The 24,848-nt window shown below is 55.1% G+C and carries 20 protein-coding genes; 10 read left to right on the forward strand and 10 right to left on the reverse strand.

The features are described from left to right. Nucleotides 1–18: 18 nt before the first annotated feature. Nucleotides 19–177 (forward strand): hypothetical protein, encoded by a 159-nt coding sequence (locus KIH26_RS04165; protein WP_213442759.1) that lies wholly within the window; start codon nucleotides 19–21, stop codon nucleotides 175–177. A 90-nt stretch (nucleotides 178–267) separates the two neighbouring features. On the opposite strand, the gene KIH26_RS04170 is transcribed toward KIH26_RS04165, so the two are convergent. The 7 genes from KIH26_RS04170 to KIH26_RS04200 all read right to left on the reverse strand — a co-directional run bounded on the left by KIH26_RS04170 (nucleotide 268) and on the right by KIH26_RS04200 (nucleotide 9,456). Continuing rightward, nucleotides 268–1,305 (reverse strand): alpha/beta hydrolase family protein, encoded by a 1,038-nt coding sequence (locus KIH26_RS04170; RefSeq protein ID WP_213442761.1) that lies wholly within the window; start codon nucleotides 1,303–1,305, stop codon nucleotides 268–270. 140 nt (nucleotides 1,306–1,445) lie between these two features. Further along, nucleotides 1,446–2,816 carry an esterase-like activity of phytase family protein gene (locus KIH26_RS04175; protein WP_213442764.1) on the reverse strand — a complete coding sequence of 457 codons (1,371 nt, stop codon included), beginning with the start codon at nucleotides 2,814–2,816 and terminating at the stop codon, nucleotides 1,446–1,448. A 176-nt stretch (nucleotides 2,817–2,992) separates the two neighbouring features. After that, nucleotides 2,993–4,099 (reverse strand): DNA glycosylase AlkZ-like family protein, encoded by a 1,107-nt coding sequence (locus KIH26_RS04180; RefSeq protein ID WP_213442766.1) that lies wholly within the window; start codon nucleotides 4,097–4,099, stop codon nucleotides 2,993–2,995. A 77-nt stretch (nucleotides 4,100–4,176) separates the two neighbouring features. Further along, nucleotides 4,177–4,938, reverse strand: a complete 762-nt coding sequence (locus tag KIH26_RS04185; RefSeq protein ID WP_213442768.1) for a tRNA-uridine aminocarboxypropyltransferase — start codon at nucleotides 4,936–4,938, stop codon at nucleotides 4,177–4,179. Between the two features lie 94 nt (nucleotides 4,939–5,032). Continuing rightward, nucleotides 5,033–5,428, reverse strand: a complete 396-nt coding sequence (locus tag KIH26_RS04190; RefSeq protein ID WP_213442770.1) for a VOC family protein — start codon at nucleotides 5,426–5,428, stop codon at nucleotides 5,033–5,035. Nucleotides 5,429–5,607: 179 nt separating this feature from the next. Beyond that, nucleotides 5,608–7,611, reverse strand: a complete 2,004-nt coding sequence (locus tag KIH26_RS04195; RefSeq protein ID WP_213442772.1) for an NACHT domain-containing protein — start codon at nucleotides 7,609–7,611, stop codon at nucleotides 5,608–5,610. An 18-nt stretch (nucleotides 7,612–7,629) separates the two neighbouring features. After that, complete coding sequence (locus KIH26_RS04200) at nucleotides 7,630–9,456, reverse strand: DEAD/DEAH box helicase (protein ID WP_213442774.1); 1,827 nt, start codon at nucleotides 9,454–9,456, stop codon at nucleotides 7,630–7,632. Nucleotides 9,457–9,742: 286 nt separating this feature from the next. On the opposite strand from KIH26_RS04200, the gene KIH26_RS04205 reads away from it, so the two are divergent. Continuing rightward, nucleotides 9,743–10,696, forward strand: a complete 954-nt coding sequence (locus tag KIH26_RS04205) for a GSU2403 family nucleotidyltransferase fold protein (RefSeq protein WP_213442776.1) — start codon at nucleotides 9,743–9,745, stop codon at nucleotides 10,694–10,696. 67 nt (nucleotides 10,697–10,763) lie between these two features. Here the strand turns inward: KIH26_RS04205 and KIH26_RS04210 are convergent, their stop codons facing one another. Then, nucleotides 10,764–11,756, reverse strand: a complete 993-nt coding sequence (locus KIH26_RS04210; protein ID WP_213442777.1) for a GlxA family transcriptional regulator — start codon at nucleotides 11,754–11,756, stop codon at nucleotides 10,764–10,766. A 100-nt stretch (nucleotides 11,757–11,856) separates the two neighbouring features. Here KIH26_RS04210 and KIH26_RS04215 point away from each other — a divergent pair, with 100 nt between their 5' ends. Both KIH26_RS04215 and KIH26_RS04220 read left to right on the forward strand, forming a co-directional pair. After that, complete coding sequence (locus KIH26_RS04215; RefSeq protein WP_213442779.1) at nucleotides 11,857–12,519, forward strand: DJ-1/PfpI family protein; 663 nt, start codon at nucleotides 11,857–11,859, stop codon at nucleotides 12,517–12,519. Between the two features lie 13 nt (nucleotides 12,520–12,532). Beyond that, the gene (locus KIH26_RS04220; RefSeq protein ID WP_213442781.1) at nucleotides 12,533–12,946 is read left to right on the forward strand and encodes an MAPEG family protein; all 414 of its coding nucleotides are present in this window, start codon (nucleotides 12,533–12,535) and stop codon (nucleotides 12,944–12,946) included. A 19-nt stretch (nucleotides 12,947–12,965) separates the two neighbouring features. Here the strand turns inward: KIH26_RS04220 and KIH26_RS04225 are convergent, their stop codons facing one another. Further along, nucleotides 12,966–13,928, reverse strand: coding sequence for an SAM-dependent methyltransferase (locus tag KIH26_RS04225; protein WP_213442782.1), 963 nt, complete (start codon nucleotides 13,926–13,928; stop codon nucleotides 12,966–12,968). 133 nt (nucleotides 13,929–14,061) lie between these two features. Next, nucleotides 14,062–16,047 carry an acetate--CoA ligase gene (acs, locus tag KIH26_RS04230; RefSeq protein WP_213442784.1) on the reverse strand — a complete coding sequence of 662 codons (1,986 nt, stop codon included), beginning with the start codon at nucleotides 16,045–16,047 and terminating at the stop codon, nucleotides 14,062–14,064. A gap of 162 nt (nucleotides 16,048–16,209) precedes the next feature. On the opposite strand from acs, the gene KIH26_RS04235 reads away from it, so the two are divergent. From KIH26_RS04235 to KIH26_RS04265, 6 genes are all read left to right on the forward strand, one after another. After that, nucleotides 16,210–16,836 carry a TIGR00645 family protein gene (locus KIH26_RS04235; RefSeq protein WP_249660945.1) on the forward strand — a complete coding sequence of 209 codons (627 nt, stop codon included), beginning with the start codon at nucleotides 16,210–16,212 and terminating at the stop codon, nucleotides 16,834–16,836. A gap of 63 nt (nucleotides 16,837–16,899) precedes the next feature. Then, nucleotides 16,900–18,462, forward strand: coding sequence for a fumarate hydratase (locus tag KIH26_RS04240; RefSeq protein ID WP_213442787.1), 1,563 nt, complete (start codon nucleotides 16,900–16,902; stop codon nucleotides 18,460–18,462). Between the two features lie 129 nt (nucleotides 18,463–18,591). Next, nucleotides 18,592–18,786, forward strand: a complete 195-nt coding sequence (locus KIH26_RS04245) for a DUF6500 family protein (protein ID WP_249660946.1) — start codon at nucleotides 18,592–18,594, stop codon at nucleotides 18,784–18,786. Between the two features lie 49 nt (nucleotides 18,787–18,835). Then, entirely contained in the window at nucleotides 18,836–19,693 is an 858-nt protein-coding gene (locus KIH26_RS04250; RefSeq protein WP_213442790.1) for a glutamate racemase, read from the forward strand. Nucleotides 19,694–19,815: 122 nt separating this feature from the next. Then, nucleotides 19,816–21,696, forward strand: a complete 1,881-nt coding sequence (locus KIH26_RS17140; RefSeq protein WP_349627840.1) for an efflux RND transporter periplasmic adaptor subunit — start codon at nucleotides 19,816–19,818, stop codon at nucleotides 21,694–21,696. A 31-nt stretch (nucleotides 21,697–21,727) separates the two neighbouring features. Then, nucleotides 21,728–24,832 carry an efflux RND transporter permease subunit gene (locus tag KIH26_RS04265; protein ID WP_213442792.1) on the forward strand — a complete coding sequence of 1,035 codons (3,105 nt, stop codon included), beginning with the start codon at nucleotides 21,728–21,730 and terminating at the stop codon, nucleotides 24,830–24,832. Nucleotides 24,833–24,848 lie beyond the last annotated feature (16 nt).

The raw sequence follows: 24,848 nt of genomic DNA on the forward strand, positions 1-24,848 counted from the left end.
TCTTGGAAAGAAATCACCATGTTAATCATCGCCGCCATCATTGCCTTGTTTGCAAATCAAGCGCCTGCCACACCTGAGCCTGCTGCTGAGCCAGTTGCAGCGCAGGCTCAAATGAAGCAAGGGGAGAAGCCCAGCGCGATGCCCATCAACCTGCCTTTTGAGAACCGCAATCAATAGGTTTTTTGGCAGATTGACGGCGTAAAATCTGCGCAGGCAGCTATCAAATAGAGAGCAATTAGACATTTGATCCTGCTGCGCTGATTCGCTCTATTGTGCTAACTGTTTGCGAAAGAATTGCACAATATCTGCGGATGCTTGCACATGGAGCGCTTTGCGATCAGAGCCTTCTGGGTCTTCACATACCTGGCCGAGAGCCAGCTTGCCCAGCACCGGCGTACACACTGGGCCATAAACGAAATGCCCTGTGTCTCGCATGATTTCTTTGGCGCTGGGTATGGATTTGGCAAACAGGCTAGAGCCACCTTCGGGCGCGAGCACGGTGTCGTATTTCGCAGTTTCAAACACCATGGGCGCTGAAATGCTTGCCAAAGATGGGGCGGAAAAGCCTGCAGCCACGCCGCTGGCCAGCGCATAAAAAGCCTTGAATCGCTCATCTTTGAAGCTGCGCTTGCCATCTTCAATCGCAGTCTGCGGGTTGTAGTCTTTGATCAAACCAGCGCAATACTGATCCTTTTTTGGCATGGTTTCGCAGTAGCTGAGCTGCTGCTTGTAGTCATACAGGCCGCCAGCCAAGCTCACACCTGTCCAGCCGCCAAAAGAGTGGCCGATGAAGCCAATGCGCTTGGCGTCAACGCGTGCCGCCCAAGCCGGATCCGCGAGAAATTGTGTGAGTGCGAAGCTCACATCGCTTGAGCGTTCCCAAAGCCGCGCGCGATATTCTGGGCGCAGATCTTGAAACATCGTGCCTGGATGCGTGGGCGTGAGCACCACAAAACCAGCTTTCACCAAATCCGTGATGAGCCATCCATACGCTGTTGGGTTGGCAAAGTTGCCATGGGAGAGTATGAGCAAGGGTTTGGGCGCTACGGGTGCAGGTGTTGCATTCTGAGCGGCGCTAAATGCCTGCAATATCGGCGCTATCGAAATCGATTGAGCTTGCGTGCCAGCCACAGCCTCAAACCAAACTTCAAAATTCACATTGCGATCACGGCTTGCGTCTTTCATCGCAATTTTTTGAATGCCAACCACCATCGGCGATTGCGCAAGACTCTCCGAGTTGGCGAGCAAGCTTAGAGCGCCAGCAGCGAGGGAAACGAGATGTCGAGAAAAGGGTATCCGTTGCATAAAAAATCTCCAGTGTGATGGTTTGTCAAACCGATATCGACACTGGAGATTCTGAGAAAACAAGCCGCATGCGACTAGAGCGCAAGAGGTGAATTCAGTCGCAACCTTTCGTTAAGAGTTACGCAGACTTGCCAGAGCAATCACTTCGCCTGCAAGAGCTCGCGTACGCGAAGCAACACAAACTCATTGTCATCCGCCTGATTCGGCTCGCGGCTGGAGGAGAAAGGCAGGTTGTTGTCGTTGCCCACAATGATGTGATCGGCATCGACGATATCGACGTTTTCAATCGTGAAGAAGGGGAAGGCGAGCTTGCCGGCTTGCTTGGGCTTGCGGGCGAGGTTTTGTGGATCGTTGATGGCGAGCAAATCGATGAAGCCGATTTTGCGAACGGGGTTGTTTACATTGGCTTCGGTCATTTCGATCTTGTAAACCCGCTTGAGCTTGGGCAGATCGTGGAAGCAATTTTCTGCGCGCTGGATCGCGCCATTCACTGTGGGGCAGGCTTTATCAGGCGTGCCTTCGCCGTTGTCGCGCTCGATCACGAGGGCTGTTGTTGCGTCAATCATGTTGAAGTCGCCGATGGCCAAGCCATTGGCTTCGAGCACATATTTCCAATGGCGACCCGTCCATTTTTCGGTAGCCACATCGAATTCAAGTACGCGCAGGTATTCACGGCCATTGAGTTTTTCCCAATCCTTCGCCGCGGCATCCCAAGCCGGGCCTTCGAGCAAGGCGTAGAGCTTTTTGCCATCAGGCGAAGAGGCCATGCCTTCGTAGCCACGCGAGCGGCGGATGGTGAAATCTACCGTGCCGCTGGGCATGGCAGGTGTGGCAATTGCAGGGTGATCGGGCGAGCGTGCGGGCTTGCCATCGACCTGCGTTTCAAACACGGCGAGCACTTTGCCATTCATATCCGCTTTGATCAGCCAAGGGCCGAGCTCATCACCGATCCACAGGTTGCCGCCAGCGATTTGGAAGCTCTCGGTATCGAAGTCGCTTCCAGTGAGGTAGCGCTTAGGTGTGCCTTCGTGAACGATACGGAAGGGCACTTTTTTATCAGGATCATGCAGAAAGATGGTTTGCTGGCGGTTGAGCACGCCATTGGCCCAGTCAATCGAGTAGCGGTTTAAAAAGAGCATGCTGTCTGGCGAATTGGCTTTGGAGCCGAAGCCATTATCAGTAAGCACCCAATAGCTGCCATCGCTCATGCGCTTGATGCCGGAGTGGCCTTGCAGCGGTTGGCCAGCCATGGGCAGGGAGATGCCGGTGGGGCGGTTGGCTGAGCGGCCTTCGATGGTGTCAAGCCGCTCCACGCGCACTCCGGTGGTGAATTTGCCGCTCACGCGCAGGTCTGCGGGGGCGTCTGCAGGTGTGGCGAGGAAGCTGGGCGCAGGGAGCAGGGCGTGGCCAGCGAGTGAGGCGGGAAACTCTGTGGGGTTGGCAGTCTGCGCTTGGGCTGCGGCCAATGCGATCAAAGTCAGTGCAAATGCAGTGAGAGTGGATTTTTTCATGATGCTTTCTTGAAGGAATGACGGGTTAAGCCATCGAACTTTCAATCAGCAACATGACAGGATCGTGATGATTTTTTGACGATGTGATGACAGTCATCGAGCCGACTGTCTTATGGCTCAATCCTTCAATTTCAAGCATTTTAGGCCGTTAGCCGGCATAGAATCTGCGCAAAGTGCTACTGATTTAGGAGCAAAAAACTTTCCATGCTGGCTAACTCCTGAGCCAGCGCCTGACGATACGCTTTGTCTTTTGGCGCTTGGCCTGTCACATAACCCAGCTCCGCTTGCAGTTTGCCGTCATTCACAGAAAGATTGCCCCAGCCGATGACTTGACCGCGCCAAAGCAAGGGCAGGGCGTAGTAGCCGCGTATTCGCTTCGGTGCAGGTGTGTAGGCCTCAAAGCGATAGGCCCATCCCCAGAAGAGCTCAAAGCGGCGGCGATCCCATACCACCGGGTCAAAAGGGGCGAGCAGGTGCACGGTGTCAGTTGGCTCGATGCTGTAGCGTTTGGCCGCAGGCGATTCGCCCTCAGGCCAATACCATCTGTTGCCCTCCAGCTCCATGCTGGGCAGCCGCTCCTTGGCGCGCGCCAATGCATCTGAGCGCAGCGAATTCCACTGCGGCACACCGCCGCGCAGCAACAGGCTCACGAGATCGCGCAAGGAGCGCTCGGGCAGCGGGGCATATTTGTGCACGATCACATCCAGCAGTGCATCCAGCGCTTGGCCTGGATCAGCGCATTCTTGCGGCAAATGCTCAGCAACGCAATACAACCGCGTGCCACTCGCACGCCCCGCGACGCGAAGCATGCCCCGGTAATGCATGCCATCGAGCAGCTGCGTGCTCGCGTTCGACGAGCCGCCAAACCAGTTGCGCACGCGGCCATGCGCGAAATGCGCATCCACCTCTTTGGGATGCACCACACCACGCTCGCGTACAAAATCCAACACAGCTTCAGCTTGCGCCAGCTTGGCTTTTGGCCACACCATGCGCGCCACGCGAGGATGCATCAGCGCCTGCGTGCTGCGCGGCAAAAAACCGTAGTTCATAAAGAAATCTTCTTCAATGCCCAGCTTGGCATAGCGCTGCTCCAAATCCCCCGCCGCGTAATCCTTCACCCGATGCCGCAGCGTCAAATCTTGCGCACGAGCAGGTGCACGAATCGGATCAGCCTGCACGAAGCCCAGCTTCTCAATCGCCTTGGGCAGCGTGGTCGGCGCAAACAAACTGCGCGAGATGGCGTAGCGGCGCAGCGTATCGAGCGTGATGGGCGTTGAGGGCATGTGGACGTGATTTTTAGAGCGTTTTAGGCAGATAGCCGGCATAGATACTGCGCAAAATGCTATCAAATATATAGTATCTATTTGAGCTTCAGCTCATTCAGGCGATGGTGCACCTCATCCTGCGCATCTATGGGCAGCTGATGCTTGGCCTGCAAATAATGATGCGTAAACACATCCAAATACGCATCCAGTGTTTGCGCAGCATGCGCCTCGTCTGCCAGCGCTAGGCACAGCGCAGCCACCTCGGCTGTGCAGAAATGATCATCCCGCTTGGAGCGGCGCAGCTTGTAGCGCGAGAGCTGCTCAGCCACCAAGCTGAGCACGGGGAAACGATCCAGATACGGGCTCTTGCGCAGCATCTTGCTCGCCTCCGGCCAAGTTCCATCGAGCAAGATGAAGAGTGGGCGCTTGGCTGCAGCGTTATCAATGGATGGCGCAGGCACGGTTTGCACCACGCGCTCCTCTTGCACAAACTCTCCCGGAAACACCACCAAGGGCTGCCATTGCGGATCATTGAGCAAGGCCAGCAGAGCAGGATCGACCGCGGTGCGCGCCCAACCAAAAGCAAACGTATCCCGCACCACATCCGCAATCAGCCAACCCGTGTTGCTCGGCTTGAGCGCCTCAATATCCGCCATGATCAAGCACATGCCCGAGTGCGTGGGCAGATTCGGCCGCAGCGCGCAAATGCAGTGACTCGGCGCAAGCCGGCAGCCGGAGCAGCGCTCAGACTTCATGCCCCCGCGCGCCAGAAACGGCTTGCTGCTGCGCGCCAAGCGCTCCGCGCGCAGGCGATGCACGGCATGCGGCGCAGGCAAGGCGTTCAGCTCATTCAGCATAAGAAATCCAAGCCAAATCGGCTACTCGCCGGCATAGAATCTGCGCAGAGTGCTATTAAATAAGGAGCATAGTGTGCAGGGCATCCAACGCACTTCAAGCCTTCGGTGGCCGATGCAGCGCGCAAAGCTTGTTGCCATCCGGGTCACGCAGATAAGCCAGATAAATCTTGCCCGTTGGCCCTTCGCGAAAGCCCGGCGGGTTTTCACAAGTCACGCCGCCATTGGCCACACCCGCCGCATGCCAAGCATCGCCTTGGCTTGCAGACTGCACCGCAAAGCCAATCGTGCTCCCATTGCCATGCGTGGCCGGCTCGCCATTGAGCGGCTCCGTGATGCCGAAAGTGCCGGTGGGCGTGCGATAAAAATAGCGGTTCACCACACCGTTGTGGTGATGCATACCCGGCTTGATATCCAGCGCGCCCAACACCGCGTCATAAAACTTCTTGGATCGCTCTAAATCATTCACACCTAAAACCACATGACTGAACATCGTTGTCTCCTTCTTAGAAGCCCGACGCGGGCTGATGCAGGATCGTAACAAGTTTGCGCAGAACGGAGTCATTCAGAGAGAATCCAATGCTCTTTCTGCATTAGCATTCAATACAGGCGCGAGCTAGCTGCATAGAAAGCCGAGCGAAATTTCAGATTGACACTATTTCCCAACTAGATTCAGCTAGTTTTTTTCACTATGAGTTCATTGAGTAAATCATCGGCCAAACTCGATACCTTTTTTGAGTCATTAAATGTTAGTACAAAGTTAAACATCTTATCTGTGTCCACTACCGGAGAAGTACCTGCAATTAACTTGGTAACCTTAGTGAAAATCATTGGTTCGTTGTAATGCGAGGTAGGTTCATCGCCAAGAACTTCTGGAGATTTGAGTGTGGGAAGATTGGAACGACTTTTTGTAGATGGCCAATCTATCCTAGATTTCTGAATTACCAGTGGATCTTTCTTGCTTTGTAAAATTTCAAGTATGGAACTGTAAGGACCAGCTATATCAACAATAATTCGAGGTTTGTTTGAATTTGTTGGTCGAACGATGATTGCTTTGATTGCTTCAAATTCAGATGAAACATCCGTGCTGACTGGGGTATGCTTTTCAAGCTCACCGATCAAATCTAATTTATCTTCCAAATCAACATCAGGAAAAAAGATAAAAGTCCTGTCGAAAGTGCAAGCCCTTCTGAGTCGAATCTCCTCTGCTGTAATGTCAACATCCATTTTTCGGTAAGACTGTTCTGCGTATTGATTGAATGCCTTGGCGACGGGAAGAATACAGAACTCACGAAAAGCAAGTGGATCTATATCGTAGATTTGATCTAGAACATTAGTAAAGCGCGATACTTCTTTTCGCTCGAAAAGCGTGCCGATAACTTTTTCAAGTTGAGACTTTCCTTCGGTGCACAAGTACTGTGCGGCGAAATATTCGGCCAACGATTTGTGAGACCAGCGATACGAATCGCCGTCTTTCACGAAGACAGGTACTGCGCGGACGACATCATCTAGAAAACTACTTTCAGGGAAGGAAGTTGCATTACAGACGCCTTTAGCAGTTCGTATCCACTTTAGCACTGTATCAGTATCTCCCTCTATTTCGCCTTTGAGAACTGAAACAAATCCTATGACGCGTAGAATTCTGTGAAATGAGTCGATATCAAGGCCACTTTTCTTTTCCCTAGTGTTGTAACCGTCTTTAGATGCGTCATGCCAATCAAATAATGCATCGAATACTTGCCTGTAAAAGACATGCTTCTTTAATGGTACGCTCTGCTTATACTCAAAACTTCGATAGAGTAAGCTTGTCAAAAGTGGGTTTTTCAAAAACTCATGTACTGGGCGATACTCAGGGCGGTCTAGTGTGACGATTAGCTGCTCTGAACGACCGCCTTTGTCATCATATTTCCGAATCAACTCGAAAGATTCATCTTTTTTAAGCGGTTTTATCGAAAAATGCTTAAAAGACGAAAATGCAAGCAATCCCGATTCTGGGCGTGATGTAATTACATACGTAATGTCAGGAAATTTCTCAATTAAATTCTTTATGTCGCGCGTTACCGTTTCTCGATGACTTAATGGAATCTCATCGTATCCATCAAAAAAACAAACTATATTGCTTTTTCTGAAGAGGCGTTCGATTTGTTTTTTTGATATTTTTGGTTCTTCGTCTGCTAGCGAAGAGGGGTTCAACTGCTTTTGGATATACGTTAAGACATCTTGGGTAGAGGAAAGATGACGTAATTCAATGAAAAACGGAATCGCATAACAGGATTTCACACACTGCAGAAATAAAAACTTCGTTATGGTCGATTTCCCCATCCCGGCGGTATCGTTAATCAGTGCTCTTTTGGTTTTCGGTAAAAAATCGGGATTGAATCTGTCTAAGAGAAGTAAATCTTTGTCCTGCGCCTTAATCATATGAGGGGTAATGGTGAGTGGTATGTACAAATCTTCCAGTCTCTTCTGATGACCAAATACGATAGTACTCAAGCACCCATGTTTTTCAGTTTGTTGAGATAAGTACTGTGAAAATCTATCAGTAAACAAATCTATGGTTGCAGTGGTCAGGCTTCTCAGTCCAGCAAGCGCTGACGTAGTGATCGGCTTGACTAACGTGGTAATCGCTGCTTTTGTAATTCCAAACGCGAGTGTTTCTTCAGCACCTGTTGCCATATCTTCTTCCTGTCTTGGTTAATTTGATAAACGTAGTTTCTGACTAAATAGACTTTCGCTATGCGCGCCGATGAAAAGCTGCTGCGTAGCCCTTGTCGCCGCCACATAAAACACCCTCGCCGCTTCCTTCTCATCTTCCCCCGGCGCAGGCATGTGGCCAACGCCGGGTAGGGCGACGATGGGGAATTCGAGGCCTTTGCTGACTTTCATGGTCATGACTTTGATTTTGTTGCTGGTGGGGTCAAAGTCGCCGCTGCCTAGGCGGTTTTCTACGGGGAGTTTGCGTTGCGCGAGGATGCTGGCGCAGTCGTTACGAGTTTTGATGTCGTAGCAAAGCACAGCCATATCGCCCCAAGCGAAGCCTTCTTTGTGGGCTTGGCTGAGGTGGTCTGCAATTGCGTTGGCTTCTTCGCGCAGGCTGGGGAGTTTGATGATGAGGGGCGCTGGGCCTTCGCGGCCGCAGCTGATGGGTTTGACGAGGGGGATGCCATCGTCATCTTTGTCTTCGGCGGTGAGCAGGTCTGCGGCCACGAGGCTTGCGGTTTCTAGGATTTGGCGGGTGTTGCGGTAGTTGATTTTGAGGATGGTGGTGCGGCCTTGGGCTTGGATGCCGACGCTTTTGAAGCTGAATTGTGTGCTGCGTGCTCTTTCGTAAATGCTTTGCGCGTCGTCATACAGCACGAGCAGGCTGTTGGTGGCGGGGTCAATCATTTGCGTGACGAGTTTGAGCCATTCGGGGGCGAAATCGTGGCCTTCGTCGATGAGCACGGCTTGGTATTGGCCGCTGGGGATGTGTTTGCGATCCACGGCGTGAATCACGCGCTGCACCATCTCTGCCATCTTTGCATCTGTGGGCATGTTTTGCGATGGCAGGCTTTGCCCATAGGTGACGAGTTGCTCGCGACACCATTTATGAAAATGCCGCACATACACACGAGCGCCCAAGCCCTTTGCCTGCATCACGCTATGGAGCTTGACGCCTAGCGGCTCGTTGAAGCAGAGGATGAGAATAGGCTTGCTGCTCGCCGTGCTGGCCTTGGCAAGGTATTCTGCGCGGTAGCCCAAGATCATGGTTTTGCCGGAGCCGGCCACGCCGTGAATCACGCGATGACCTTCGCCCAAGCTGCGGGCGAGCTGCTCTTGCTGAATGTCCATCACGCGCATGATGTCTGGCAGTGCGGCATCTGCATCACTGTCGTCAAACAGCTTTTCTTGAGTTTGCACGCGCACCTGCGGGAACATGATCCATCGCACGCGGTCTATTTGCGGCAGGCTGATCGCGCCGCGCATGCCGTAGGGGAACATCTCCCAGAGACGGCTTTGCAGCTCTTCCGCGCCGACGCTCTCCAGCATTTCGTCTTGGCAAATCACACGTTGGGGCTCTAGCGCATGATGCAGCTCGGCGGCTTCAAACTGCTTGCGGGTGATGTTGGTGAGCACCACGCCATAGCTCCATGGGAAAGCGAGCTTGCCTTGATGTTTGCCGTCTGGCTGGATAAGCTGCGGGTCTCGCTCCATGAGCCTGACGACTTCGTGTGCATAACTTCGTGCCTGCAAGAGCGGGCTGGCCACGGATTTGGGCTGCCCGTCTGGAGAAATCGTCCAAACATCTTGATCAGCCTGGACGATGGTGGGAAGCTTCCAGTCTTTCACCTCCAGAATCAGCAGCCCGCGAAAGGGGTGCAAGATGACGAAATCAGGGTGCGAATGCTTGGGGCCAATTGGAACGTCATACCAGAGCAAATAATCGTCGTCTAGCTTGTCTTCCAGGCGTTGCGCCAAACGTCGCTCGCCGCTGGTCATGCGAGAGACGCAACTGCTGAGTGCGGGGATGAGGGTGGCCATTAGGAAGATACGTTAACGTAAGTTGCAGGGTGTGTCCAAAAATGATTGTCAGAATTGACAGTGGATGAGGTCTGAGTGGTTTTTATAAGCGCTTTAGCTGTCTCGCCGGCATGAAATCTGCGTAGAGTGCTATGAAATAGATAGTTTGGAGAACCAAACATTCGGTCTATGTTTTTGAAGCCAACGATGATGTGCTGGAGAGTCTTTGTATTGAGTATTAATGGCTGTAAATTATTGATTTTAAATAATTGGCCGTATAAAATACGATTTCAATAAATCAACGGCCATGGACTACATCCCTCTCTCCGACAACGCTGCCCGGCAGGTGATTGATTCGTCAACGATTTTTGATGAGTTCATGCGGGTGCAGGTTGCTGCGCGCCCGTATGCGGGAGGCATGTATTGGAAGCGGCAGGGGGACTATGAGTATTTGGTGAAGACGGCGCCGAACAATCGGCAGAAGCGCTTGGGGGCGCGTTCGCCGGAGGCTGAGAAGATTTATGTGGAATTCACTTCGCGCAAAGCTGAGCTGGAGGCGCGGCTGGCTTCGCTGCGGGAGCAGCTGAATGATGCGCAGCGGCTGAACAAGGCTCTGCGGGCGGGGCGTGTGCCGAATACGGTGGTGAGTGTGTTGCAGGCGATTGAATCTTCGGGGCTGGGCGAGCATTTCACGGTGGTGGGCACGCATGCGCTGTATGCCTACGAGGCGGCGGCGGGTGTGCGCATTGTGCAGGGGGCGTTGGCCACGCAGGATGTGGATTTGCTGTGGGATGCGCGGAGAAAAGTGCAGTTTGTCTCGGAGATGGCGCGGCTGGATTCTTCGATGCTGCGGGTGTTGCAGCAGGCGGATAAGAGCTTTATCCGTAAAGAGATGCAGAACGAGACGGCGATTAACGATAAAGGCTTTGAGGTGGATTTTCTGCGCCGCCAGCCGGTGGATGGTGATCCGCATCCGTTTCGCTTCTCGGGGGATGAGGATGATTTGTGGCCTGTGCAGGCGGTGCGCGCATCAGTGCTGACAAGCGCGCCGCGCTTTGAGCACATCGTGATTTCAGCGACAGGGCGGATGGTGTTGATGCGCACGGTGGCTCCGGAGACGTTTGTGGAATTCAAACGCTGGATGGCTGAGAAAGCGACCTACAGAGAAGAGCCCAAGCGCCGCCGCGATCTACGGCAGGCGGCGATTGTGCAAGCGCTGATGGATGAGGGTTTGCTGATGGCGGAGGCGGGTGTGCGGTGATTGTTATGGCCGTTTAGACTGATCTCCGGCACAGAATATGCGCAAATTGCTATCAAATAGATAGTGATTACCTCGCCCGATACCTTGCCGGTGTCTCGCCCACCTCTCTGGCAAAGAGGCGGCTGAAGGTGGCGATGTCTGTGTAGCCTACGGTTTCTACGATTTTTGCGATGCTCCAGCGGGTGTGGGTGAGCAGGCGCTTGGCCTCTTGAATGCGAGCTTGCTGCAGGAGGGTGAGGGGGGAGTGGCCGGTCTCCAGTTTGACGCGGCGCATGAGGGTGCGGGGGCTGACGTGGAAGGCTTGCGCCAAGCGGGCGAGGCTGTAGGGCTCTTGCAGGCGCTTTTCTAGCCATTGCGCGACGCTGCTTGCGAAGCTTGTTGTTGAGCTGGAGGGCGGCGGGGCGATGAGCTGCGCGTCTGCATACTGGGCTTGGCTGCTGCGGGGCTTGGGGAGCAGGGCAATGCGGGCGGTGGCGCTGGCGACTTCTGCGCCGAGTGTGCGCTTGATGAGATGCAGGGCGAGATCGAAGGTGGAGGTGATGGCACCGCTGGTGATGATGGCTCCGTCTTCGAGCAAAACGGCATGCGGGTTGACTTTGGCTTGCGGGTAGCGCGCGGCGAGCTCGCGCGCCATGATCCAAGCGGTGGTGGCATGGCGCCCTTGCAAGAGCCCGGCCTCGCCCAGCAAGAAGCTGCCTACGCAGACGGAGGCGATCTGCGTGCCGCGCGCGAAGCTGCGCTGGATGTAGGCCAGTTCAGGCTGCAGCCGCGCTAATTTTGCAGGCCATTGCGTGCCTTGCACCACTTCTAGGCCGGGCACGATGAGCCAATCGAATTTGCCTCTGGCAAGCTGCGCGCCGAGCGTGATGCCGCCTGCTGCTGTGATGCTGCGGCCTTGTAGGCTGACGACATGAACTTCTATGGCCGGAGATTTTGAGCGCCGCATGGCATGCGCTACATGGTTAGCCACGAGTAGCAAATCGGTGATGCCAAAAATCTCGATGCCCATACAGCCGTCGTAGGCGAGCAGGGCGATGCGCAAGGGAGGGGATGGCTTCATATGGCTATTATGAACATAAATATGTCGTTATTGCCAAATTTAAATTCAAGCAAATTTTTCCACAATCGCTTGATGCCACTGTGGCACGAAAGGAAAGATCATGCGTTTATCTATTGTGTTGTTTGACGGCTTTACCACGCTCGATATCGTGGGCGGCTATGAAGTGCTCGCCAATGTGCCGGGCATTGATGTGGAATTCATCGCAGCCACGCCGGGCTTGGTGAATGCGGATACACGCCGCTTGGCATTGCTGGGTTATCGCAGCTTTGAGCAAACGCAAAGCGCGGATATTTTGTATGTGCCCGGTGGGCCCGGTGTGGTCAAAGGCTTACAAGATGCAGCGCTGATCAGCACCATCACTCGCTTGCATGCAAGCAGCACGTGGACGATAGGCATTTGCAATGGCGTGGAGCTGCTTGGCGCTGCGGGCATTCTGCAGGGCAAGCAGGTGACGACGAATTGGTTTGCTCGCGATCGCGTGGCCGCGTATGGCGCGAAGGTGATGCCTACGCGCTACGAGCGCGATGGCAAGCTGATCACGGGCGCAGGTGTGTCAGCAAGCATTGACGCGGGCTTGTATTTGGCGAGCTTGGTTGCGGGTGGAGAAGTGGCCAAGACGATTCAGCTTGGAATTGAGTATTACCCCGATCCACCTTTTGGAAATGGCAAGCCGGATACGGCCAGCGCGGGCGCGCAAGCGATGGTGCGCATGTTTGAGGAATCATCTGCTGAGCGCCTTGAAGAGCTGAAAACGCCATATTAAAAGGACGATGCTCATGACCAATTCTTTGCTTGCTTTGCTGGGTTTTGCCGCTTGGACGCTGTTACTTTTGATGGGCATCGCTTTACTGCGCTGCTACTACACGCTTTTTCGGGGGCGCTATGCGAACAGCTTTGCTGTGATGGGCGAAGATGTCTCGCCGTTTTCAGGCCGCTTATGCCGCGCGCATGCCAATTGCTATGAAAATTTACCTGCGTTTGCTGCCATCATTGCCGTGGCAGCGCTCAGCAGCAACGCTCACATCACAGAGGCGCTCGCGCTCTGGGCGCTGGCTGCACGCTTGGCGCAATCCAGTGTGCATTTGATCTCCACTCGCAATCGTGCGGTGATGATGCGCTTTAGTTTGCTGATGGTGCAATGGGTGATTCAGCTGATATGGATAGTTGGGCTGATACGAATACTGTTTTGACTCGAAAAGCTTCAAGGCATTATTTGCTGAGGGGCTTGGTGGCGCACACTGCAAAATATCCCGCGCGCCACAACTGCACGCCTAAGACCACCGACAGGTATGAGGCCGCGATATGCCGCCAGCGCCAAGCAGGCAATTGGCCTTTGTTTTTCCACAATTGTTTGAGTGTGAAGGTGGTGGCCAAAACGGGGATGTGTGTAAAGCTTGGGGCCATGCGCAGGCTCCAGTCGTGTGCGCGAACATCAGCAAAACCTTGTGCATTCAGAGCCTGAAGACTGGGTTCGATTTGTGCCATTTGCGTGATCGCCCAGCCTTTGCACCACCAGTCGTGCAGCCGGCCAAAGAGCCCTGTGGCGGGGCGGCGCAGAAAACCGTCAATGATGACCAGCTTGCCGCCGGGTTTGAGCAAGCGCCAGGCTTCTGCCAAAAAGTCTGCTTTGTCTGCGCCCTTTGCGTAGCAGGCGCTTTCTATCGCATAGACCGCGTCGAAGCTCTCGCTTGCAAAACCTGTGGCGGTGTAGTCGCGCTGGTGGATGCACACCTGTTGCTTGCTGATGTGCCCCAGCCGTGCGTCCGTTGCATTGAGCTGCTGCGCGAAATTCACTTGCACGGGAGAAATCGTGACTGCGTCAAACCTGCAATGAGGCAGTGTGCGTGCGAGTGAGCGCGTGGTGGCCGCCACACCGCAGCCCAAATCGGCCACACGCCAAGCGTCTGTGCTTTTGACGCCGAGCAAATGTTTCAATTGCTGCGTGGTTTCATGCAGCATCGGCTCGCGTGCAAAGGGGTTCAAGCCCCAACGCCAGTAGCCAAAATGCATATGAAAATCACGGCTCCAATCGGCGTAGTCTGCGGTGCAGGTGTCGTAGTAGGCAACGATGTCGGCCAAGCTGTTGCTGGGCATTCCAGTTGGATGCAGGGTCTTCGCCGCATCAGGCGCAGTTGCAAGCTGGCGTTTTTGTGTGAGTGCATCGTGTTCCATGACTCGATTATCGACGCGTCAGTAATTTCTGTCAATACAGAAATTACTCATCAATGAAATATCAATGCATTTAGCGAGGTTATGCCCTAGAAGGGTGAGGCCCAAACCCTGCCAGAGGTTGGGCGTGGCTCGATCAAATGGCTTGTGCCAATTGATCGAGGATGGCCGGGTTCTCCAGCGTGGTGACGTCTTGCGTGATCGCCTCACCCTTGGCCAGCGAGCGCAGCAAACGGCGCATGATTTTTCCGCTGCGGGTTTTGGGCAGGTTGTCGCCGAAGCGGATGTCTTTGGGTTTGGCAATCGGCCCGATTTCTTTGGCGACCCAGTTGCGCAGCTCGGTGGCGATTTGCTTGGCTTCATCGCCAGTGGGGCGGCTGCGCTTCAAGACGACGAAGGCGCTGATGGCTTCGCCTGTCATCTCATCGGGGCGGCCGACGACGGCGGCTTCTGCGACGAGGTGTGAGCAAGAGACCAAGGCCGATTCGATTTCCATGGTGCCGAGGCGGTGGCCGCTCACATTGAGCACATCGTCGATGCGGCCAGTGATGCGGAAATAGCCGCGATCTGCAGAGCGCACAGCGCCGTCGCCAGCGAGGTAGTAGCCTTTCAATTCCTCTGGAAAGTAGCTTTTCTTGAAGCGCTCTGGGTCGCCCCAGATCGTTCTGATCATGCTCGGCCAGGGTTTTTTCACGACCAAGATGCCGCCTGTGCCGTTGGGGATGTCGTTGCCCATTTCATCGACGATTGCAGCACTGATACCGGGCAAGGGCAGGGTGCATGAGCCGGGGACGAGAGGTGTAGCGCCGGGCAGAGGCGTGATCATGTGGCCGCCGGTTTCGGTCTGCCAGAAGGTATCCACAATCGGGCAGCGCTCGCCGCCGACATGCTTGTGATACCACATCCACGCTTCTGGATTGATCGGCTCGCCCACGCTTCCCAAGATACGCAAGCTGCTGAGATTGCTGCGAGCTGGGTGCACTTTTTCATCGCCCTCTGAGGCTTTAATGAGCGAGCGAATCGCAGTGGGCGCGGTGTAGAAGATGCTGACTTTGTGTTTCTCAATCGTTTGCCAGAAGCGGCCAGCGTTGGGATAAGTTGGCACGCCTTCAAAGATCACTTGCGTTGCGCCAGCAGCCAGCGGCCCGTAAGCCACATAGGTGTGGCCAGTGATCCAGCCGATATCAGCCGTGCACCAAAACACATCCTTCTTCTGAATGTCAAAGGTCCAATCCATCGTGAGCTTGGCCCAGAGCAGGTAGCCGCCGGTGCTGTGTTGCACGCCTTTGGGTTTGCCGGTGGAGCCAGAGGTGTAAAGAATGAAGAGCGGATGCTCTGCGCCCACGGCTTCGGCCTTGCAAACATCTTTTTGGCCCTTGAGCGCGTCTTCAAAATTCACATCGCGGCCGGCGACCATATTGCAGGGCGTGGCTGTGCGGCTCCAGACCAAGACCTTTTTCAAAGTCGTGCAGCCGCCCATGGCGATGCCTTCATCGACAATGCTTTTCAGAGGCAATTCTTTGCCGCCGCGCATTTGGAAGTTGGCTGTGATCACAGCCGTTGCGCCAGCATCAATGATGCGCTCGTTCAGGCTCTTGGCTGAGAAGCCGCCGAAGACGACGCTGTGCGTTGCGCCGATGCGCGCACAGGCTTGCATGGCCACCACGCCTTCGACTGTCATGGGCATGTAGATGATGACGCGATCGCCTTTTTTGATGCCTTGAGCTTTGAGTGCATTAGCAAAGCGGCTCACTTTGGCGAGCAGCTCTTTGTAGGTTACTTTGCTTGATGTGCCATCGTCGCCTTCAAAAATGATGGCGGTTTTGTCCTCTGTGGCCGTGCCCATGTGCTTGTCGAGGCAATTGGCAGAAGCATTGAGCTGGCCATCTTCAAACCATTTGTAGAAGGGTTTGTTGGATTGATTGAGTACTTTCTTGAAAGGCTTGCTCCATTCCAAATTCTCGCGAGCCAAGCGCGCCCATGTGCCCTCAAAGTCTTGCTCAAACGCAGCATTCATTGCGTCGTAGCGCTTCATGCTTTCGATGCGCGCCTTTTTTGCAAAGGACGCAGAGGGTTTAAAAACGCGGTTTTCAACTAAGACGGATTCGATGGCGGCGCTCATACTTGTTTGTCTCCAGAATGAGAGGTTGTGACTAAATGGCTGGCCGTAATGTCGCGCATCGCTCTTACGCTCTTCTGACGCGCTGGCGACAGGCCAAGAGGAATAGCGTAGCGCCCACTACAATTGCCCCTGTACGCGTTTTCCCGTATTTTTAAAACCATCATGACTGACAAGCACATGCGAGCCCTTCCGAATTTCATTTTTGCCAGCCGTTGGCTACAAATGCCGCTTTATATTGGCCTGATCCTTGCCCAAGGCGTGTATGTTTGGCACTTTTTTGTGGAGCTGTATCACTTGATCATGGCCGCCTTTGGCAGCCAGCCCGATGTGGCTGCTTTGGTCACAAGCATTGGCTATAAATCTGATGCGCCAATCACTTCGCTGAACGAAACAGTGATCATGCTGGTGGTGCTGGCCTTGATTGATGTGGTGATGATCTCTAACCTGCTCATCATGGTGATCGTGGGCGGCTACGAGACTTTCGTGAGCCGCATGAATTTGCAAGACCATCCCGATCAGCCTGAATGGTTGTCGCACGTGAACGCCAGTGTGTTGAAAGTGAAGCTTGCAACAGCCATCATCGGCATCTCTTCGATCCATCTGCTCAAGACCTTTATCAACGCCGCGAATTACACTGAGCAGGTGCTCATGTGGCAAACCATCATTCACGTCGTGTTCTTATGGTCTGCCATGGCCATTGCCTACACCGACAAGCTCATGAGCCACAGCGACCACATCACGCGCAAGCTCGATGGCCGCGCGAAAGATGATGTGCCAGAAGCGCATTGATTATCAATTTACTATATTTTTAATAGCATGCCGCGCAGTATCTATGCCGGCTAGGAGCCGAAAATGACCCGAATTTTAGCCAAAGACATCGTAGACACCGTAGCCGGCGCGCTGCAATACATCAGCTACTACCATCCTGCGGATTACATCGCGCACCTTGCGCGCGCATACGAGCGCGAGCAATCGCCTGCTGCGAAAGATGCCATCGCGCAGATCCTCACCAACAGCCGCATGAGCGCGGAAGGCCATCGACCGATTTGCCAAGACACGGGCATCGTCAACGTGTTCCTCAAAATCGGCATGGATGTGCGCTTTGAAGGCTGCGCTGAGTTTGGCGATGGCGCTTTGGATGATGTGATCAACGAAGGCGTGCGCCGCGCGTATAACCATCCGGACAACACGCTGCGCGCCTCGGTGGTGAACGATCCGCAGTTTGATCGCAAGAACACCAAAGACAACACGCCTGCCGTGATCTTCACCGAGCTCGTGCCTGGCAACAAAGTGGATATTACCGTCGCAGCCAAAGGCGGTGGCAGCGAAAACAAAAGCAAGATGTACATGCTCAACCCCGGCGACAACGTGGTCGATTGGGTGCTGAAGACCGTGCCCACCATGGGCGCAGGCTGGTGCCCGCCGGGCATGCTGGGCATTGGCATTGGCGGCACGGCGGAGAAAGCAGTGCTCATGGCCAAAGAAAGCCTGATGGAAGACATCGACATGTATGAGCTGCAAGCCAAGCAGGCCAGCGGAGCGGCGCTCTCTAAAACCGAAGCCCTGCGCTTGGAACTGCATGAAAAAGTCAACGCACTTGGCATCGGCGCGCAAGGCTTGGGCGGCTTAACCACCGTGCTCGACGTGAAGATCAAGATGTATCCCACGCACGCCGCGAGCAAGCCGATCGCCATGATCCCCAACTGCGCCGCCACTCGCCACGCGCATGTGGTGATGGATGGCTCCGGCCCCGTGTATCTCGATCCCCCTTCGCTTGACCTCTGGCCGAATGTGAACTGGATGCCCGACACCCAAAAATCCAAGCGCGTGGATTTGAATACTTTGACGAAAGAAGAAGTGGCCAGCTGGCAGCCCGGCCAAACGCTGCTGCTCAACGGCAAAATGCTCACAGGCCGCGATGCCGCCCACAAGCGCATCCAAACCATGCTCGCTGCAGGCGAAAAACTCCCGGTAGATTTCACCAACCGCGTGATCTACTACGTCGGCCCCGTTGACCCCGTTAAAGGCGAAGCGGTGGGCCCCGCAGGCCCCACCACCGCCACCCGAATGGACGGCTTCACAGAAATGATGCTCGCCCAAACCGGCCTCATCAGCATGGTCGGCAAAGCCGAGCGCGGGCCTGTAGCGATTGAGGCGATTAAGAAGCACAAGTCTGCTTACCTCATGGCCGTAGGCGGCGCAGCCTACCTCGTCTCCAAAGCCATCAAGACAGCCAAAGTCGTCGGCTTTGCGGATTTAGGGATGGAAGCGATTTATGAGTTTGATGTGGTCGATATGCCAGTGACTGTTGCTGTGGATTCGGGTGGCACGAGTGCGCATATCACCGGGCCAGCGGAGTGGCAGAAGAGGATTGCGACGGGGGAATTTAAAGGGATTACCGTCGCCGCGAATTGAACGCACTCAATCGACACGACATATTTGCACCATTCGCGCGAAAAATCTCGCATGAATGGTGCAAAGTCAATGAAATCAAATGCTTAGATGGCGGAAAGACGATCAATGAGAGCCAATCTTAGGCAAAGAATGATCGAGATCTGTGACGAAAAAATCACTAAGAAGGGCGAGGACGTTGGGCTATCGTTTTATGCGTTTTTCGCCAATAAAAACGATGATCCAGATGCTTTGATGGAAGTGGCTACTTGGTGGATCAAGACGCACGCGTTGGATCATTTTGAGAAAGCTGTGAAGATCAAAGCGATGGTTGCGGTTGGGAAATAGTTTTGAGTATGCGCTTTTTATTGGCTACTAACTATGGCGCATTGATGTCATGACTAACATCTCTTCGCCCATCGGTGTGTTCGACTCTGGCATTGGTGGCTTGAGTATTTTGAAAGCTTTACGCTCTGTGATGCCTGCTGAGCGCTTCGTTTACTTTGCGGATTCTGCTCACAACCCTTATGGCGAGAAGCCGGAGGCGTTTGTGGTGGAGCGGTCTTTGGCGGTGGCTCGGGAGTTGGTTGAGGGGCGGCGATCCAAGGCCCTAGTAGTGGCTTGTAATACGGCGACTGCGGCGGCGATTCATGTGCTGCGGGCGCAGTGGCCAGAGCTGCCGATCGTTGGTGTGGAGCCTGCTTTGAAGCCAGCTGCGCTGGCTACACGCTCTGGGCGGGTGCTGGTGCTCGCTACGCGGGGGACTTTGCAGAGTGTGAAGTTTGCTCAGTTGAAAGCGAAACTGGAAGCGGAGCATGCTGCCTCTGATGCAAACAACAATCAAGGCACTTTGCAGTTCACCTGCGTGCCTTGTGATGGCTTGGCGGATCGGATTGAGCAGTTATCTGCAAGCGGGAAGCGCTGGCAAGATGCTCCTGATTTGGTAGCGCTCTGCGCAGGTTTTATGACGGCGAGTGACCCATTTAGCCTTAAAAATGAAGAGAAAAACAAGGGTTTTGACACGCTGGTGCTCGGTTGTACTCACTATCCTTTGATACGAGATGCGTTTCGCTCGCTAGCTGGCGATGCTGTGACGATTGTGGATAACGCGCAGCCTGTTGCGCTGCGCACGATGCAACTACTTCGCGGCAAAGAGGCTCCAAGTGAGCAGGTGGGCGGTGTGGTTTGGCGCAGCAGTGCAGAAGAGGCGCAATTGGTGCAGGCTGCGCGGTATTGGGGCGTGGCGCAGGATTGATCTTGCCCACTAGGGATTACCCCTTTGTAAATCTCTCTGGCATAACAGCTTGCGCTGCGTGAGATACGAAACTGCCTGTAACATGAGGCTGTTATACATATAGCAATTTAGAGACGACACATATGGCATCGAAGGCGATTTATTCTGCTGTGGCAATCGTGGGCATTGCGGCAGCTGCGGGCGCGGCGTATTGGTATCAAAACAAGCCGACGGGGCCGAAAGAAATCACGGCGGCTGGGTCTGCCAGTGCGCCCGCTGGCGGTGCATCGGCTCCTGGTGGTGCACCACGCGGTGGTGGCATGCCCTCAGTGGAAGTGGCCAAAGTAGAAGCCTCTCGCTTGCAAGACGATGCGCAGGCCGTGGGCTCGCTGCGCTCCAAGCAAAACGTGATGCTGCGCCCTGAGGTGAGTGGTCGGGTGCAGACGCTGGGCTTTACCGATGGTGGTCGCGTGCGCAAGGGCGATGTGATCATGCAGCTGGAAGATGGCTTGCAGCGCGCTGAGATTCGCCAAGCGGAAGCGCAGATGTCGATTGCTCGCGCGAATTTGAAGCGCAATCAGGAGCTGGTGGCGCAAAATTTTGTGGCACAGCGTGTGTTGGATGAAAGCGCGGCGAGTCTGCAAGTGGCCGAGGCGCAAGTGTCGCTGGCCTGTGCGCGTTGGGATCGCATGCGCGTGATCGCGCCCTTTGATGGCACGGTGGGCATTCGCAATGTAAATATTGGCGATTATGTGAAAGACGGCGCGGATCTGGTGAATTTGGAAGACATTTCTTCCATGTTTGTGGATTTCCGTTTGCCTGAGCGTTTCATTGGGAAGATTCGGCGCGAGCAGGCGATTGAATTGCAGCTCGATGCTCTGCCGGGGCGGCAATTCAAGGCAAAGATTGAAGCGATTGATCCGCAGTTGGATGCGAATGGCCGCTCGGTGTTGGTGCGGGCGGTGTTACCGAATACGGGTGGCGAGCCTCTAGCGCAAAGACCAGCTGGTGGGCCAGGTGGCGCTTCTGGTGGTGCACCTGGCGCAGGTGGCGCACCGGCAGCGGCTGCCAAGCCAGCTGAAAAGCCAGCGGCGAAACCTGCAGTGCGTCCACCTCAGCGCCCAGCTTCTGCGCCAGCAGCTGCAGCGCCTCGGCCTGTAGACCCAATCGCAACAACTTGTGCGCAATTTAGCAATGCTGCGGTGGCGGCGCGAGCCGCAGCTGGCGGTACGCCAAGTGCTGCGCCGGGCGGGCGCGGAACAGGCGGCGGCGCTGTTGCCGGCGGTAGGCCAGCGGGTGCTAGTGGTGCACCTGCAGGAGCGAGTTCAGCATCGAATGCAGGTGGCGCTCAAGCTGGCGCGCGTGCAGCGGGGGCTGTAGCTGGTGGTCGCCCGGGTGCAGCTGGTCCTGGAGCGGGCGGCGGCGCACCTTTGCGACCCGGCATGTTTGCACGCGTCACTGCAGTGTTTAACGTGAAAGATGCTGCGCTCACGATTCCGGAAGAAGCCATCGTGCCGCAAGGTGGGCGGCAGTTTGTGATTCGCTTGGTGGAGCAAACTGAAGCGCAGGGTAAAGAGATTGCAGAGAAGCAAGCGGCTGATGCAGCTAAAGCAGCAGAGGCTGCAAAAGCTGCCGCCGCAGCATCTAGCGCACCTGTGTCTGCTGGCGCGCCTGCCGGGGGCTCTGGTGCTGGTGCTGCGCAGCCCTACAACATGAGCGGCTTCGTGGATGGTAAGCGTCTCGTCTCGCAGCGCCAAGAAGTCAAGCTTGGCATTCGCCGTCCTGGTCGTGTGGAAATCACAGAGGGGCTGGCTGAAGGTGAAACAGTCGTCGTGGCTGGCCAGCAGCGCTTGCAGCGCGACAACACACCAGTGCGCGTGGTTGAATTAGGCAGACCACCAGCAGGAGCGCCAGCAGGAGTGCCTGGCGGTGCACCGAATGCTGCTTCTGGTGGCGTAGGTGGTGCAGCGCCTGCTGCATCTGCTACAGCCGCAGCCATGCCAGCGCCTGCAGCGAGCCGCTAAACATACACCGATTCAACGCAAGGAGCATTCCATGCAATTGCCAGAAATATCGATCCGCCGCCCGGTATTTGCCACCGTGCTCTCGCTGCTAATCTTGCTGATTGGCTATGTAAGCTACACCAAGCTCTCGGTGCGTGAGTATCCGAAGATCGATGAGCCCAATGTCACGGTGTCGACCAACTATCGCGGTGCATCGGCCGAGATTGTTGAGACACAAGTCACCAAGGTGTTGGAGGATTCGCTCGCGGGCATTGAAGGCGTGGATGTGATCACCTCGATCTCTCGCCCTGAGCAAAGCCAAATCACGGTGCGCTTCAAGCTCTCGCGTGATGCGGATAGCGCTGCGGCTGATGTACGAGATAAAGTCTCACGCGTGCGCCAGCGCCTGCCCACCGATGTGGATGAGCCACAAATCGCCAAGGTGGAGGCCGATGCCTTCCCAGTGATTTGGCTCTCGTTTAGCTCTGATACGCACAACGTGCTGCAACTGTCTGACCTTGCGAATCGCTTTGCCAAACCCATGCTGCAAACAGCCAGCGGAGCAGCAGATGTGCGCATCTTCGGTGAACGCAAATACGCGATGCGGGTGAATGTCGACCCCGACAAGCTCGCGGCTTATCGCCTCACCGTGCAAGATTTGGAAGATGCCCTGCGCCGCAACAACGTGGAAGTGCCCGCAGGTCGCATTGAGAGCCAGCGGCGAGAATTTAACGTGACAGCCGCAACAGATTTGCAGCGGCCTTTCGAATTCTCGCAAGTGGTGATTCGCAATGTGAACGGTGTGCCTGTGCGCATCGGCGATGTCGCTACTGTTCGCCAAGGCGCAGCTTCCGAGCGCACTGCCACGCGCTTGAACGGCCGCGATGCGATCACGCTGGGCGTAGTGCGTAATGCCACGGCCAATCCACTCGATCTTTCCGCTGATGTACGCGAGATGATTCCTCGCATCAAAGCGAATATGCCCGCCGGCATTGAGATTGACATTGCCAACGACAACTCCATCTTCATCAAAGAGTCGATCAAGTCTGTTTACGTCACCATTGTTGAAGCCGTGGTGCTTGTAGCCTTGGTGATTTTGTTTTTCTTGCGAAATTTCCGCGCGGCCATTATTCCGCTGGTGACGATTCCTGTTTCTCTGATTGGATCGTTCGCACTGATGGCACTCTTTGGCTTCACGATCAACACGCTTACCTTGCTTGCCTTGGTGCTCGCCATTGGCTTGGTGGTGGACGATGCGATTGTGGTGCTGGAAAATATTTATCGCCACATCGAAATGGGTAAGAAACCGTTTGAAGCCGCCATCATCGGCTCCAAAGAAATTGCTTTTGCTGTGGTGGCGATGACGCTCACGCTAGCTGCTGTGTATGCACCGCTGGCCTTCTCGCCGGGGCGCACAGGTAAGCTCTTCACCGAGTTTGCTCTGGCGCTTGCAGGCGCAGTGGTCGTCTCAGGCTTTGTGGCGCTCACGCTCTCACCGATGATGAGCTCGCTGCTGCTGAAACACAATCCCAACCCGCCGTTTTATGACCGTTGGATTGAGAAATTCCTCGTGGGTGTGACGAATGCTTATGCCAAGCTGCTAGGCTGGACGCTCAAAGCGCGTTGGCTCATCGTACTCATCATGGTGGCCTCGGGCGTGGGCACATGGTATTTCATGAAAGACATCAAGCGCGAGCTCGCGCCGCTGGAAGACCGTGGCGTGGTGGTCAGCCAAGTGAATGCGCCGGATGGCGCGACGCTGGATTACACCTTGCGTTATCTGGGCGCGATGGAGCGCATCGGCATGGGCTACAAAGAGTTTGATCGCGTTTTCATCGTAGCGGGCAATCCCACGGTGGCGCAGGCCAATGTGTTTTTCCGCACCACACCTTGGGAAGAGCGCACCAAGCGCACGCCTGAGCTGGCGCGCGAGCTTGCGCCGCGCATCACCAGCTTGCCCGGTGTCACGGCCTTTCCCATCACGCCTCCATCGCTGGGCCAAGGCTTCACCAGCCGGCCGGTGAATTACGTGATCATGACGTCAGATTCTTATCAAAATCTCGCGCAAGTGGTGCGCCAATTCCAAGACGAGCTCGCCAAGAATCCTGGCTTCTTGCAGGTGGATACCGATCTGCGTTTGAACAAGCCCGAAGTGCGCTTCGAGGTGGATCGCGAGAAAGCTGCGGATCTAGGCGTAGGCATTGACGCGGTGGGCCGCGCCGTGGAGAGCATGCTCGGCGGCCGCAACGTCACGCGCTACAAGAAAGATGGCGAGCAATACGATGTGATCGTACAAACCGCATCGGTGGGCCGCGACACGCCAGACGATATTGAAAAAATCTTTGTGCGTGGGCGCAATGAGCAGATGATTCCTTTGTCTGCACTCGTGCGCTTGCGAGAAGTCGTTGTACCGCGTGAGCTGAATCACTTTGGCCAACGACGCTCAGCGGCGATTACGGCTAATTTGGCGCCAGATTATTCTCTTGGTCAAGCGCTGGAGTTTATGGATGCCACAGCACAAAAGGTACTCAAGCCCGGCTACGCCACCGATCTCAATGGCCAATCGCGTGAGTTCAAAAGTTCATCGGATTCATTGGCGCTGGTGTTTGGCATGGCGCTGCTCTTCATTTATCTCGTACTCGCCGCGCAGTTTGAGAGCTTTATCGATCCCTTCGTGATCATGCTCTCCGTGCCGCTATCGATGGTGGGCGCACTTGCGGCATTGCAGTGGAGTGGTGGCTCGCTCAATGTGTTCAGCCAGATTGGTTTGGTGACGCTGGTGGGGCTGATCACCAAGCACGGCATCTTGATTGTGGAGTTTGCCAATCAATTGCGTGAGCAGGGCGTGAGCACGATGCAAGCCGTTCAAGAATCTGCCAAGCTGCGCCTGCGCCCGATTTTGATGACCACTGGCGCAATGGTGCTCGGCGCGATTCCGCTAGCGCTCTCCAGCGGGGCCGGCGCTGAAAGCCGCCAGCAAATCGGCTGGGTGATCGTGGGTGGCATGAGCTTGGGAACACTGCTCACCATCTTCGTGGTACCTACGATGTACACCTTGTTTGCTCGCAAAGGTGCACCTGGGGCGAACAAGACGCATGTGGATGAAAGTGCCGCGCCTGAGCATCAAGCTGCGCATCAGGAGTTGATTGCGAAGTAAGGCCAGTTGCTGAGCT

Origin of the sequence: Variovorax sp. PCZ-1 (assembly GCF_018413605.1) — a bacterium.
Classification (GTDB): domain Bacteria; phylum Pseudomonadota; class Gammaproteobacteria; order Burkholderiales; family Burkholderiaceae_C; genus JANMDU01.

Excerpts from the sequence above, each read along its gene's own strand:
- KIH26_RS04165 (WP_213442759.1), top strand. The coding sequence starts at position 19 with ATGTTAATCATCGCCGCCATCATTGCCTTGTTTGCAAATCAAGCGCCT.
- KIH26_RS04170 (WP_213442761.1), bottom strand. The coding sequence starts at position 1,305 with ATGCAACGGATACCCTTTTCTCGACATCTCGTTTCCCTCGCTGCTGGC.
- KIH26_RS04175 (WP_213442764.1), bottom strand. The coding sequence starts at position 2,816 with ATGAAAAAATCCACTCTCACTGCATTTGCACTGACTTTGATCGCATTG.
- KIH26_RS04180 (WP_213442766.1), bottom strand. The coding sequence starts at position 4,099 with ATGCCCTCAACGCCCATCACGCTCGATACGCTGCGCCGCTACGCCATC.
- KIH26_RS04185 (WP_213442768.1), bottom strand. The coding sequence starts at position 4,938 with ATGCTGAATGAGCTGAACGCCTTGCCTGCGCCGCATGCCGTGCATCGC.
- KIH26_RS04190 (WP_213442770.1), bottom strand. The coding sequence starts at position 5,428 with ATGTTCAGTCATGTGGTTTTAGGTGTGAATGATTTAGAGCGATCCAAG.
- KIH26_RS04195 (WP_213442772.1), bottom strand. The coding sequence starts at position 7,611 with ATGGCAACAGGTGCTGAAGAAACACTCGCGTTTGGAATTACAAAAGCA.
- KIH26_RS04200 (WP_213442774.1), bottom strand. The coding sequence starts at position 9,456 with ATGGCCACCCTCATCCCCGCACTCAGCAGTTGCGTCTCTCGCATGACC.
- KIH26_RS04205 (WP_213442776.1), top strand. The coding sequence starts at position 9,743 with ATGGACTACATCCCTCTCTCCGACAACGCTGCCCGGCAGGTGATTGAT.
- KIH26_RS04210 (WP_213442777.1), bottom strand. The coding sequence starts at position 11,756 with ATGAAGCCATCCCCTCCCTTGCGCATCGCCCTGCTCGCCTACGACGGC.
- KIH26_RS04215 (WP_213442779.1), top strand. The coding sequence starts at position 11,857 with ATGCGTTTATCTATTGTGTTGTTTGACGGCTTTACCACGCTCGATATC.
- KIH26_RS04220 (WP_213442781.1), top strand. The coding sequence starts at position 12,533 with ATGACCAATTCTTTGCTTGCTTTGCTGGGTTTTGCCGCTTGGACGCTG.
- KIH26_RS04225 (WP_213442782.1), bottom strand. The coding sequence starts at position 13,928 with ATGGAACACGATGCACTCACACAAAAACGCCAGCTTGCAACTGCGCCT.
- acs (WP_213442784.1), bottom strand. The coding sequence starts at position 16,047 with ATGAGCGCCGCCATCGAATCCGTCTTAGTTGAAAACCGCGTTTTTAAA.
- KIH26_RS04235 (WP_249660945.1), top strand. The coding sequence starts at position 16,210 with ATGACTGACAAGCACATGCGAGCCCTTCCGAATTTCATTTTTGCCAGC.
- KIH26_RS04240 (WP_213442787.1), top strand. The coding sequence starts at position 16,900 with ATGACCCGAATTTTAGCCAAAGACATCGTAGACACCGTAGCCGGCGCG.
- KIH26_RS04245 (WP_249660946.1), top strand. The coding sequence starts at position 18,592 with ATGATCGAGATCTGTGACGAAAAAATCACTAAGAAGGGCGAGGACGTT.
- KIH26_RS04250 (WP_213442790.1), top strand. The coding sequence starts at position 18,836 with ATGACTAACATCTCTTCGCCCATCGGTGTGTTCGACTCTGGCATTGGT.
- KIH26_RS17140 (WP_349627840.1), top strand. The coding sequence starts at position 19,816 with ATGGCATCGAAGGCGATTTATTCTGCTGTGGCAATCGTGGGCATTGCG.
- KIH26_RS04265 (WP_213442792.1), top strand. The coding sequence starts at position 21,728 with ATGCAATTGCCAGAAATATCGATCCGCCGCCCGGTATTTGCCACCGTG.